The sequence below is a fragment of the Bartonella sp. SL320 genome (assembly GCF_059687635.1).
In genome coordinates this window covers 1,388,872-1,401,339 of sequence record NZ_CM185143.1, presented here as the reverse complement: position 1 = coordinate 1,401,339, position 12,468 = coordinate 1,388,872, and the positions used below count along the sequence as shown (strand labels likewise).

The window sequence follows — 12,468 nt, the reverse complement described above, 5'->3', positions numbered from 1 at the left end:
GATCAGCTATCAACTACGGCAGTAGATTAATTAGTATTAACAGGAATAAGCTTTGAATTGTGGAGAATAATCTATGAACTTTGCTTTAAAAAAAATACATCGCCCTGATATTATTTATATAGAAAAAGGTATATTGAAAGTTATTGACATGAAAACTGGTAATTCTCAATTAACAGCATGTCAAAAAGATTTTGAAACAGCTTATAAAATAGGAGATGCAAAGCCTTTTGGAAAAATTATGAAACGGTATCTAGAAGAAAATAAGGAACAGCTTAATAAATATCAAGAAGATTTAAAAAAATTTGAAGGGGATGCAGAGCTTCTGAAAGAGTTTAGAGACCATTGGAGTGAGAATCAAATAAACAAAGAGTGGAATAAAATAATTACTTACGCAGTTAGCCGTTATCCAGGGATGGGAGAAGAGTGAAATATTATGCAAACTAAAGATGCAGCAGAAATATTAAAAAGTCTTGGCTGTGAGCTTTATCGTGATGAAGTAGGCGATACATTTGCCTATTATTATCTTCCCGATCGCATTGTGGATTTGAGCTATGGTGTAAAATATGAAAAGGATGGTGAAAAATTTTGGTTATTAGCTAGTCTCACAACTGCTTCTTATAGTCTTGCTTGTGAATATTCTAGAGGACAAAAGTCGCGGTATGGATATGTACTGTATCCAGAAATAGGTGATTTCGGGATTACGGTACCGGATCTTTCTGAAATCCATATTGAGGAAGCTTTAAATAAAGTAATCGTTTGGGCACAAACACAGGATATTGAACAAAAATTACATGAAGAAGCTGCTAATCATTCTCTTGTTGCAAGGGCTCTTCTCGGTGATATAGAAGCTTTAAGGAGTTATGAGTCTACGCCCAAAGTATTTGTGCCAGAATTTTCTGATTATAAAATGATGACGTGGACTGACCGCCTTATTTTATTTGCACAAGCCTATAAGAATGGGGAGTTAGACGATATTCTAACGTGCAAAAATCCCAAACTGCGCTCGATAAGCTTTACAGCAGCAATGCGCATTCTTAAAACCCACGGTTGGTTTTCTACGGAACCTGGAAAGATGTGGCTCTCTTTGCCTGATCGTTTTATTCAGTTTGATTTTGGTTTTGTGCATCTTCTTGATAGATACAATGTTCGTCTTGAAGCTGAGATTTCTAACGAAGAGATTTCTGTAGCTTGCGAATATATTCACTATAGAGGAGAGTATGAGTATATATCTCCTACAAATATTTATAATTCTTTTAATACGATTGGGGGAGGGATTTTTAGCGGTTTTGGTAAAGGGATTGATATTTGTGTAGAGACGTTGAATGAGCAAGAGCTTATCAAAATTTCTGAGCGGATAATACAATGGGCACGCGCCCAAGATTTACAAGCATCGATTGAAAGCAAAACGCTTGTTCAAAAATATAGCTACAATACAGATATAATTTGGCATTTGGCTTGTTTAGCATTGACAGGTAAAATTGATGTACTGAGATCTTATCAAAATTCCATTGCGGTAGGTACAATTTCTGAACATTTGGATGATGATGAAGTAGAAAAATATGTTAACCATGCCGTTGAATTTGCTGAAAAACATTTGAAAGTCCTTCATGAGCGAGAAGCAGCAGAAGCACATTTTGGTCCACAAGCTTTTATTACTTTCAATAAAGTTGCTGAGCAATTAAAAGAAATAGGTTGGACAGTTTATCGTGATAAAAACTACAATCGCAATGCTTATTTCATAAGTAAAGACCGTATCATTAATATAGTGTACAGCCTTCAAAGTGATGACAAAGAGCCGATAGTTGTATTTAAGGCTTCCCTTTCAACACTGGGCTTTTCCACGGCTCATAGAGAGATTTTCTATAATATGCCTCAATATACAGCTCTCAAAGAAGCAGAAGAAGTTTATACAGTTTCTAGTACTGAATTAGATGATGGTAAAGTTAAGGAGATTTGTGCGGATATTCTTGAATGGGCTGAGCAGCAAAATGTCAATCAAATCATTTATGATTATGTAGCGTTTCCCCCAGACAGTGAATTTGATCTTGTAGCACGTCACCTTATTGCACTTGTTTTGATTGGGGATATTGAAAAGCTCAAATTTTACAAGGAGAGTTTTAGAAAGGGAAATCCTTTAGGCTTTGTGGAAGAAATTTCAAAATATAGAGTTGATAATCTTCTCACTCTTGCACGGGGTTATCGGGTCGGTTTTCCAAAAAATGCTCCGATTTTAAGCTTGGATCCACAAACAACATCTGTTGCCTCCAAAACTATTGCTGTTGAGGCGACAGAGGAAGTAGATGAAAGGGATGATAGAGATGCTCCATTAACCATGGAAAGTGCCACAGCACTTTTAAAAAGCCTAGGCTGGTCAACAGAGAAAATCGATGAGAATGACCATATGGCAAGCTATCAATTGGCTGATCGTGAAGTAGATATTCTTTATAACGATGAAATTGCTAAAGATTGTCCGCAATTTGATAGCGCCTTTTTGATTAGCACCGGTATTCTTTCTGCTGCTTGCAAATTTATTGATCCTACACACACAGAAGATATCCAAGATATACAGCTTAATTTTGAAGCCAAGGGGTTGGAAATTTTTGAACCAGAAGTCACAGCAGATCGTTTAACACAGGCACTTGATGATGCACTAGAATGGGCGGTCAAAGAGATTGACCTTTCTGAAAGACTTCGCTGTGATTATGGCATAGTTCCTTGGCAACAGGATGCAAAGTCTAAAGCAGATGATACGGATTATGCTTTACTTCATCTTGGAGCCCTTGCTTTGTTAGGCGATATTGAGACTTTGCAGTCTTATCAGCAAAGCTTTGCCTTAGGAGATCATTTAGGCTTTGATGAAAACATTCAACAGCTTCATCTTGAACGCGCTATCGCTTTAGCCAAGGAAGTAGCAAAATCAAAGCAATTGAGCTACGCCTTGATTGAAAAAGTATCAAAAACATGAGCCATCTGGAAGAAAAATAATTCTGAACAAGAGCTTTCTAGCGAGGTGAAGCTTTATTCCTAGCAAAAAAAGTCGCTAAATTAATCGGAAAAAAAGATAAGAAATAGCATTTTAAGAAATATCAATTTGACCAATCTCTTGAGGAATTGGCACGTTCTCCAGAACTGTCCTGGATCAAACAACTGCAGGATGATCCAGAATTAGCCAAGCAGGTCGATTGGCAGGCTGTGAAGGCTGAATTTCAAGAGTGGGATTATAAAAAGCAAGGTCTTACAGAAGTAGGGGCCGCTTTAGTCACCTTGATCGTGACAGCTGTTACCGCCGGAACGGCTTCTAGTGCAGCCAGTGCCATTGCTGGCACATTGGGTGTTGGCTCCAGCACAGCCATGAATGCAGCAATACAAGCAGGTGTACAGGCATTGATCAACAAAAGTGCTGTGGCTCTTGTCAATAATCGCGGCAACATTGCCGAGGCATTGCATGAGCTAGGCTCTTCGAAAAATGTCTTGAGTATTGTCTCTTCAATGTTAACAGCAGGCTTGACCAGTCAATTCACACAGATGGCTGGTGTTGGTCAGTCCTTACCAAAAACCGCACCTTTGGTCGATCGCATTACGCGTGAGGCAGAAAAGAATCTGATCAAAGCCGCCATTGGCACGGGTGTGCAAACGGCTCTTGAAGGCGGTTCTTTAGATAAGAACTTTTTTAACAATCTGCGCACTGCCTTATCAGGAACCCTTGGAAAAACATTAGCGGAAGAAATTGGTACTGCTAAGGCAGAAGGCAAAATAGACACGGTTACACAGATCGTCGCTCATGCGGGGCTTGGCTGTATTGTTGGTGCGACAGCGAGTGGTGATTGTACAGCTGGTGTTGTGGGAGGGGCTGTAGGTGAAGCCGCCGCCATGCTCCAGTTTAAACTGTGGATGCAAAACATTGTAAAAGAGGAAATGGGGGACCTTAATGGTCGCACCCCAACGGCAGAAGAACAAGCGCGCATCACCGCCAAGATTGATGCACAATTTGCCAACTTTAAAGAGCACACCATTGATATCGCACGCATTGCGGGGGGCTTTGCTGCCGCCCTTACTGGTGGTGATGTCAATACCGGTGCTGATGCTGCAGGTAATGCTGCGGAGAATAACTTTTTGGGTAGCGCCCAACGCGCTCAGATGAAGAAAGAGTTAGAAGAGTGTCCTGATGATCAATGCCGAAAAGAAGTTAATGAAAAATGGTTCGAGATTGACGAACAACAAGATAGAACTTTTGGGACAGGCATGATGTTTGGTCTCATTGCCGATATACCAATCAAGCTATTGGACTTAGCTGATGACTTAGCTCATCGCGCTATGCAAAACATACTGTTAGCAGTAATAGTTAATAGAAATCCATGGGAGAGCAGTAAAGCAACTCTTAATAGTATTGGAACAGGAGCGTCTTGGGTTGTGAGTGGACATATGGTTGATGATGTCAAGGAAGCTGCCGGTCAATTCTGGGGAGGTGTTGAGGATTCTTTTATAGGGCATATAGGTTACATAAAAGAGAATTTTGACAAAGCGGAGGTTGACGGAGCTTTTAATGCTGGTTTTGAAAGCGGCAGATTATCAGCCGGAGTTCTAGAAAACTTTGCTGGAGGAGCTGGGGCAGTCAAGGGAGGCATACAGCTTGGCGAAAAGGCTTGGATCAAATTCATGGCGAGGAAAGATTTTGCTCAATTTGCTTCCAAGAAAAATCTTGCAGAACTTGCCGCTCAGGGAGATCTGACCAAACTTGCAGCGAAAAAAGAACAGACAAAACTCGCTTCTAAAGAAAAAAAGAATTGGTTAAAAGGCAAACCCACTAAATTTACCGATAGCTTTGGTCAGACATACAAAGTCTATTGGAGAGACGATTTGTTTGATCCTTACAGAATTTCTGATTGGAAAGAAAATAAAAAAACGGTATGGGGTACTAATCTTGATAGAATAGAAACAGGAAGAGCACCTATAGGACATGATGACTGGCCTGTTGAGTTGCATCACCTAAATCAAACCCCTGATGGGCCCTTAGCAGTAATGAGCCATGAGTTTCATAAAAAATATACTTCCGTGATTCATGCTAATCCTAAAAAACATCAATCGCTTATAGATAGAAAAAAGTTTGAGAAGCAGAGAGAGGAATTTTGGAAAGAGCGCCGTGAAGATTATAGAGAACAAAAAAACAGTTATTTAGGAGGAATAATCGATATGAGATGGGGGATTATAGGTCTAGATTTTAACAGATGGGGACAGGAGCATTAGCAGTAATGCTCTACGGTTAATGAAAAGAGACTTATAGAATAATTTATGGAGAATAATTAATGAAAACCTATACCTTAAATGATGTTATAGTATTAGTTGATAAATATAATGGTGATATTATAAATTTTGGTACTGAAGATGATGCAGTTGATGATCTTGTGATTAAAAAGGCGGAGAAAGCTCTCGGTTTACAATTCACATCGTCTTACAAGAGTTTTTTAAAACATTGTAAAGGTGGAGATATTGGTGGTGATGAAATTTATGGCCTGTATGAGCATCCTATAGGTGTTTCTGTTAATGACATTGTTTACCAAAACTTACTCGATAGAAAACATGGTTTTGCGACACCAGAACAGCTTGCCGTTAGCAGAACAGATTTTGGTGAAACCTTTTATTTTGATTATACACAGTTTCGGGATGGAGAATGCCCACTTTATGTCATGCTTCCATCTGAAGATTGCGAATATTACGCGAGTAATTTTTATGAATTCCTTTGTAAAAGAATTAAAGAAAGCGTAGGAGCTGAGATACCTGAAGGTGATCAACCGATTGAAAAAATTGAGCCCCCTCTCACTCCGCAACCTATCCCTTTTTACAAGCGCTTTTGGAAAAAAATATGGGGGAGGTGACATGGGGGGGAGAAAATATGTAACGTTTATAAGGGATATACAGCAGATATTCCTAGTAGTGGTATTATTTACGATCTCTTAATTCGCTTCCAAGAAAAATCTTGCAGAACTTGCCGCTCAAGGAGATCTTGAAAAACTTGCAGCGAAGAAAGAACAAACCAAACTCGCTTCTAAAGAAAAAAAGAATTGGTTAAAAGGCAAACCCATTAAATTTACCGATAGCTTTGGTCAGACATACAAAGTCTATTGGAGAGACGATTTGTTTGATCCTAACAAAAGAGTTAAATGGAGAGTAAACAAAAAAGACGTGTGGGGCACCAATGTTGAGAGAATGAAAACAGGCAGAGCACCTATAGGGGTTGATGGCTGGTCTGTTGAGTTGCATCACCTAAATCAAACCCCTGATGGCGCCTTAGCAGAAACGAGCCATGAATTTCATAAAAAATATACTTTCGTTATTCATGATAATCCAAAAACACATCAATCGCTTATAGAGAGAGACAAGTTTAATAAGTGGGGAGAGGAATATTGGAAGGAACGTGCTAAAGGCTATAGAGAACAAAAAAACAGTCATTTAGGAGGAATAATCGATATGAGATGGGGGATTATAGGTCTAGATTTTAACAGATGGGGACAGGAGCATCAGCAGTAATGCTCTACGGTTGATGAAAAGAGAAAAAACAGAGACTTATAAAATAATTGATGGAGAATAATTGATGAAAACCTATACTTTAGATGATGTTATACAATTAGTTGATAAATATGATGGTGATATTGTCAATTTTTGTTCTGAAGAAAATGCAGTTGATGATCTCGTGATTGAAAAGGCAGAGAAAGCTCTTGGTTTACAATTCACATCCTCTTACAAGAGTTTTTTAAAACATTATAAAGGCGGGGATATTGCTGGTTATGAAATCTATAGTCTTTATAAGGATTGTGAGAAAGATATTCCTTTTGATGATATTGTTCACCAAAACTTAAATTATTATAGAAAACATGGTTTTGTAACACCAGAACAGCTTGCCGTTAGCAGAACAGATTTTGGTGAAACCTTTTATTTTGATTATACACAGTTTCGGGATGGTGAATGCCCACTTTATGTCAGGCTTGCATTGGGTGATTGTGAATATTACGCAAGTAATTTTTATGAATTCCTTTGCAAAAGGATTATAGTACACGTAGGAGATGAGATTCTTTATGGGGATCAACCGATTGAAAGAACTGAGATCATTCCCACTCCACAACCTATCCCTTTTTACAAGCGCTTTTGGAAAAAAATATGGAAGAGATGATATTGGTGATGGGAAATCTCTAATTTTTCTAGAGATCCTCATTATTACATAAGCAATTTTTGTGATTTTTTATGCAAAAGAATAAGGGGGGGGCACGCAGGGGAAGATTCATGAAAACCTATACCTTAGCTGATGTTGAACAATTAATTGATAAAGTGAATAAATATGATGATGATATTATCAATTTGGGTAGTGAAGATGATGAAGAGAATGAAACAGATGATCTACAGATTGAAAGGGCGGAGAAAGCTCTTGGTTTAAAGTTCACATCGTCTTACAAAGTTTTTTTAAAGAAATATGGAGGAGGAGAAATTGGTGGTGATGAAATTTTTAGCATTTATAACGCAAGTTTTGAGGATCATCCTGCAGGCGATATTGTGTATAAAAACTTATATCATAGGAAACATGGTTTTGCGACACCAGAACAGCTTATTGTTAGCAGAACAGATTTTGGTGAAAGCTTTTATTTTGATTACTCTCAGTTTCGGGATGGTGAGTGTCCGCTCTATCTTAAATTTCCACCTAGAGATCCCCAGTATTACGCGAGTAATTTTTATGAATTTCTCTGTAAAAGAATTAAAGAGCACGCAGGTGAAGATTCATGAAAACTTACACTTTAGATGATGTTGCACAATTAGTTGATAAATATATTGATAGTGTTGATTTTGGCACTACAGATGAAGCAGTTGATGATGTATTGATTGAAAAAGCAGAAAAAACTCTCGGTTTGCAGTTTACATCTTCTTATAAAAGTTTTTTAAAAAACTATGGAAGAGCAGAGATCTGTGGTGAGGAAATATTAAGTGTTTATAATACAAATTTTGAAATTGCTCGTAGTGATGATATTGTTTACTATCATATAACGGATATAGAAAATGGTTTAGCAAAACCACAGCAGCTTGTTGTGAGTAGAACAGATTTTGGTGAGACATTTTATTTTGATTACTCTCAGTTTCAGGATGGTGAGTGTCCGCTCTATCTTAGATTTCCACCTGGCGATCCCCAGTATTACGCAGGTAACTTTTATGAATTTCTTTGTAAAAGGATTACAGATAACTTGAAGTAAATTTCTTTGTATGGTGGTTTTACTTCTGAATTCAAATGTTAAACCACCATTATTTTTTTAGGGGGGATCATCTATGAAAACCTATACCTTAAATGATGTTATAGTATTAGTTGATAAATATGATGATATTATCAATTTTCGTACTGAAGATGATGTTGTTGATGATCTCGTGATTGAAAAAGCAGAGAAAGCTCTTGGTTTGAAATTTACATCCTCTTACAAGAGTTTTTTTAAACATTATAAAGGCGGGGACATTGCTGGTGAAGAAATCTATAGTCTTTATGAACATCCTATAGGTGTTTCTGTTAACGATATTGTTTTCCAAAATTTAAATGATAGAAAACGTGGTCTTACGACAACAGAAAAGCTTGTCGTTTGTGATGCTGATTTTGGTGAAACTTTTTATTTTGATTATACGCAGTTTCGGGACGGAGAATGTCCACTTTATGTCAGGCTTCCATCTGAAGATTGTGAATATTACGCGAGTAATTTTTATGAATTTCTTTGCAAAAGAATTAAAGAGCACGTGGGAGATGAGATACTTTATGGGGATCAACCGATTGAAAAGATTGAGACCATTCCCACTCCACAACCTATCCCTTTTTACAAGCGCTTTTGGAAAAAATTATGGGGGAGGTGACATGGGGGGGGAGAAAATATGTAACGTTTATAAGGGATATACAGCAGATATTCCTAGTAGTGGTATTATTTACGATCTCTTAATTCGCTTCCAAGAAAAATCTTGCAGAACTTGCCGCTCAAGGAGATCTTGAAAAACTTGCAGCGAAGAAAGAACAAACCAAACTCGCTTCTAAAGAAAAAAAGAATTGGTTAAAAGGCAAACCCACTAAATTTACCGATAGCAAATTTGGTCAGACAAACAAAGTCTATCGGAGAGACGATTTGTTTGATCCTAACAAAAGGGTTAAATGGACAGTAAACAAAAAAGACGTGTGGGGCACCAATGTTGAGAGAATGGAAGCAGGAAGAGCCCCTATAGGATATGATGGTCAACCTGTTGAGTTGCATCACCTAAATCAAACCCCTGATGGTCCCTTAGCAGAAACTAGTAAGGAATTTCATAACAAGTATAGTTCCGTGATTCATAATAATCCAAAAAGACATCAATCGCTTATAGATAGAAAAAAGTTTGATAAGCAGAGAGAGGAATTTTGGTATAAACTTGGTAATGAGTATGGAGAACAAAAAAACAGTAATTTAGGAGGAATAATCAATATGAGATGGGGTATCATAGGTCTAGATTTTAACAGATGGGGACAGGAGCATCAGCAGTAATGTCCTACGGTTAATTGAAAAAAGAAAAAACAAAGATTTATAAAATAATTGATGGAGAATAATTAATGAAAACCTATACCTTAGCTGATGTTGCAGTATTAGTTGATAAATATGATGGTGATATTGTTAATTTTTGTTCTGAAGAAAATGCAGTTGATGATCTCGTGATTGAAAAGGCGGAGAAAGCTCTTGGTTTACAATTCACATCCTCTTACAAGAATTTTTTAAAACATTATAAAGGCGGGGACATTGCTGGTTATGAAATCTATAGTCTTTATAAGGATTGTGGAAAAGATATTCCTTTTGATGATATTGTTCACCAAAACTTAAATGATAGGAAACGTGGTTTTGCGACACCAGAACAGCTTATCGTTTGTGATGCTGGTTTTGGTGAAACCTTTTATTTTGATTATACACAGTTTCAGGATGGAGAATGCCCACTTTATGTCATGCTTCCATCTGAAGATTGCGAATATTACGCGAGTAATTTTTATGAATTCCTTTGCAAAAGAATTAAAGAGCACGTGGGAGATGAGATACTTGATGGTGATCAACCGATTGAAAAGACTGAGAACCCTCCCACTCCACAACCAATCCCTTTTTACAAGCGCTTTTGGAAAAAATTATGGGGGAGGTGACATGGGGGGAGAAAATATGTAACGTTTATAAGGGATATACAGCAGATATTCCTAGTAGTGGTATTATTTACGATCTCTTAATTCGCTTCCAAGAAAAATCTTGCAGAACTTGCCGCTCAAGGAGATCTTGAAAAACTTGCAGCGAAGAAAGAACAAACCAAACTCGCTTCTAAAGAAAAAAAGAATTGGTTAAAAGGCAAACCCATTAAATTTACCGATAGCTTTGGTCAGACATACAAAGTCTATTGGAGAGACGATTTGTTTGATCCTAACAAAAGAGTTAAATGGAGAGTAAACAAAAAAGACGTGTGGGGCACTAATCTTGAAAAAATGGAGAGAGGAATATTGGAAGGAACGTGCTAAAGGCTATAGAGAACAAAAAAACAGTCATTTAGGAGGAATAATCGATATGAGATGGGGTATCATAGGTCTAGATTTTAACAGATGGGGACAGGAGCATCAGCAGTAATGCTCTACGGTTGATGAAAAGAGAAAAAAGGGACCTATAGAATAATTTATGGAGAATAATTGATGAAAACCTATACCTTAAATGATGTTGCAGTATTAATTGATAAAGTGAATAAATATGATGATGATATTATCAATTTGGGTAGTGAAGATGATGAAGAGAATGAAACAGATGATCTACAGATTGAAAGGGCGGAGAAAGCTCTTGGTTTAAAGTTCACATCGTCTTACAAAGTTTTTTTAAAGAAATATGGAGGAGGAGAAATTGGTGGTGATGAAGTCTTTAGCATTTATGGAGATGGTGGGGAAGGTATTCCTGCTGGTGATATTGTTTACCAAAACTTACTCGATAGAAAACATGGTTTTGCGACACCAGAACAGCTTTTGATTATCATGAACAGGACAACGGGCCGTTGCCATAACGCCCATGCCAAACACCCCGCAAGGCACGTGTAATGTCATGAGAATTTATACAAGAATAAATCTTTTACCCTATGATGATTACGTCATAGAATGGCTTCTGCTATTCATAAGCTTCGTGTAAAATGAAAAGCCTTGTCCATTCTTATGTGACAAGTTTTTTATGACACGTTACTTTGACGTTGCTGTTTTTCTTGCTCGATAATATTCAAAAGATCTGATTGTAACCAACGCGATAAAACACCAAATTTTAAAAGTTTTTGGAGAGAGCTATTGGTGATATGACGGCGGAAAGTTGAGATACGCATATGAAGTAGTTTTGCATATTCATGGGTTTGTTTTAAAGAAACATTTCTTAAGGCACCCAAGCCCATTTCGCGGCGTTGATCAATGATATAACGATAAAGCCATTGAGCACCGCCATCTTTACGCTCATGAAGAAGTAAGCTGGGCATCATCGTTATATTTGCCAGCCCCAATGTTGCAACAGCCCTTGCATTAAGACGGTTCATAAGAGGTGTTTTTTGTCTTTTCTTGTATAGTTTTTACTCACACTCCAACGCTACTTTTTGATGTGCAAGCGAATGATTTTGATTGATTCAACATGAGAGAGATTTGAAATGAAAGAATCTTACGGTATTCAAAGTTCTAATTTAATATGAATAACGCTATATTATTATAAATCAATATCTTTTCTAGGAATATAAAGAGAGTTCAATATTTACTGAGAGGTGGCAGTGCATTTTATGATGGGAGGAGATATTATAGGTATTCCTATTGATGTTTTATTTACAGGTTATTTTATATTTTGAGAATTTGTATAGATTTTTGCAGAGTCACTTGGCAAAGGGCTGCTTGCTCGCTATAGAAACAGTCAGAAAATGTTATAAATGAAATAAAGGTGGTTAAATGGCTTTAGAGCGTACTTTTTCGATGATTAAACCAGATGCAACACGTCGTAATTTGACTGGTGCAATTATCAAAATGCTAGAGGATGCGGGCTTGCGTGTTGTAGCATCTAAACGTGTGTGGATGAGCAGACGTGAGGCTGAAAATTTTTATGCTGTTCATAAAGAACGCCCTTTTTTTAGCGAATTGGTTGAATTTATGTCTTCTGGTCCAACAGTTGTACAGGTTTTAGAAGGAGAAAATGCTATAGCTAAAAACCGTGAAGTAATGGGGGCTACAAATCCTAGTGATGCAGAAGAAGGGACAATTCGTAAGGTTCATGCTTTGTCGATTGGTGAAAACTCTGTCCATGGATCCGATAGTGCTGAAACAGCAAAAACAGAAATCGCTTTTTGGTTTTCTGAGATAGAAATTGTTGGTTAATAAAAGCGTAAATAAAAAGCAAAAACCCGAAACATTGTGTTTTGGGTTTTTGCTTATAAGATTATAGATCTCTTTGGCAGATA

At 37.4% G+C, this 12,468-nt stretch carries 13 protein-coding genes and 2 pseudogenes; 14 read left to right on the top strand and 1 reads right to left on the bottom strand.

What is annotated here, in order from left to right:
• The first annotated feature begins 73 nt into the window (after positions 1-73).
• The 13 genes and pseudogenes from AC6ER8_RS05845 to AC6ER8_RS05785 form a co-directional block, all read left to right on the top strand.
• A complete protein-coding gene (locus AC6ER8_RS05845; RefSeq protein WP_497077789.1) occupies positions 74-427 on the top strand; it encodes a hypothetical protein in 354 nt (117 codons plus the stop codon).
• A 6-nt stretch (positions 428-433) separates the two neighbouring features.
• Complete coding sequence (locus AC6ER8_RS05840) at positions 434-2,965, top strand: DUF6990 domain-containing protein (protein ID WP_497077788.1); 2,532 nt, start codon at positions 434-436, stop codon at positions 2,963-2,965.
• Between the two features lie 128 nt (positions 2,966-3,093).
• Positions 3,094-5,244, top strand: a pseudogene (locus tag AC6ER8_RS05835) (DUF637 domain-containing protein); the annotation flags it as partial.
• Between the two features lie 59 nt (positions 5,245-5,303).
• Positions 5,304-5,873 carry an SMI1/KNR4 family protein gene (locus AC6ER8_RS05830; protein WP_497077787.1) on the top strand — a complete coding sequence of 190 codons (570 nt, stop codon included), beginning with the start codon at positions 5,304-5,306 and terminating at the stop codon, positions 5,871-5,873.
• Between the two features lie 307 nt (positions 5,874-6,180).
• Positions 6,181-6,525, top strand: a complete 345-nt coding sequence (locus tag AC6ER8_RS05825; RefSeq protein ID WP_497079636.1) for an HNH/ENDO VII family nuclease — start codon at positions 6,181-6,183, stop codon at positions 6,523-6,525.
• Positions 6,526-6,589: 64 nt separating this feature from the next.
• Positions 6,590-7,165, top strand: a complete 576-nt coding sequence (locus AC6ER8_RS05820; protein WP_497077786.1) for an SMI1/KNR4 family protein — start codon at positions 6,590-6,592, stop codon at positions 7,163-7,165.
• Between the two features lie 110 nt (positions 7,166-7,275).
• Positions 7,276-7,770 (top strand): SMI1/KNR4 family protein, encoded by a 495-nt coding sequence (locus AC6ER8_RS05815; RefSeq protein WP_497077785.1) that lies wholly within the window; start codon positions 7,276-7,278, stop codon positions 7,768-7,770.
• Positions 7,767-8,231 carry an SMI1/KNR4 family protein gene (locus tag AC6ER8_RS05810; protein ID WP_497077784.1) on the top strand — a complete coding sequence of 155 codons (465 nt, stop codon included), beginning with the start codon at positions 7,767-7,769 and terminating at the stop codon, positions 8,229-8,231. Before AC6ER8_RS05815 ends, AC6ER8_RS05810 begins: the two co-directional genes overlap by 4 nt.
• Positions 8,232-8,304: 73 nt before the next feature.
• Positions 8,305-8,871 (top strand): SMI1/KNR4 family protein, encoded by a 567-nt coding sequence (locus AC6ER8_RS05805; protein ID WP_497077783.1) that lies wholly within the window; start codon positions 8,305-8,307, stop codon positions 8,869-8,871.
• A gap of 263 nt (positions 8,872-9,134) precedes the next feature.
• The gene (locus AC6ER8_RS05800) at positions 9,135-9,527 is read left to right on the top strand and encodes an HNH/ENDO VII family nuclease (protein ID WP_497077782.1); all 393 of its coding nucleotides are present in this window, start codon (positions 9,135-9,137) and stop codon (positions 9,525-9,527) included.
• Between the two features lie 65 nt (positions 9,528-9,592).
• Positions 9,593-10,165 carry an SMI1/KNR4 family protein gene (locus AC6ER8_RS05795; protein ID WP_497077781.1) on the top strand — a complete coding sequence of 191 codons (573 nt, stop codon included), beginning with the start codon at positions 9,593-9,595 and terminating at the stop codon, positions 10,163-10,165.
• 322 nt (positions 10,166-10,487) lie between these two features.
• Positions 10,488-10,634 (top strand): hypothetical protein, encoded by a 147-nt coding sequence (locus AC6ER8_RS05790; protein ID WP_497077780.1) that lies wholly within the window; start codon positions 10,488-10,490, stop codon positions 10,632-10,634.
• A gap of 62 nt (positions 10,635-10,696) precedes the next feature.
• A pseudogene (locus AC6ER8_RS05785) lies at positions 10,697-11,023 on the top strand (SMI1/KNR4 family protein); the annotation flags it as partial.
• A 191-nt stretch (positions 11,024-11,214) separates the two neighbouring features.
• Here the strand turns inward: AC6ER8_RS05785 and AC6ER8_RS05780 are convergent.
• On the bottom strand, positions 11,215-11,427 hold the full coding sequence (locus AC6ER8_RS05780; protein WP_497079634.1) for a helix-turn-helix transcriptional regulator: 213 nt from the start codon (positions 11,425-11,427) through the stop codon (positions 11,215-11,217).
• A 535-nt stretch (positions 11,428-11,962) separates the two neighbouring features.
• On the opposite strand from AC6ER8_RS05780, the gene ndk reads away from it, so the two are divergent.
• Positions 11,963-12,385, top strand: coding sequence for a nucleoside-diphosphate kinase (ndk, locus tag AC6ER8_RS05775; RefSeq protein WP_497077779.1), 423 nt, complete (start codon positions 11,963-11,965; stop codon positions 12,383-12,385).
• The last annotated feature ends 83 nt before the right edge of the window (positions 12,386-12,468 follow it).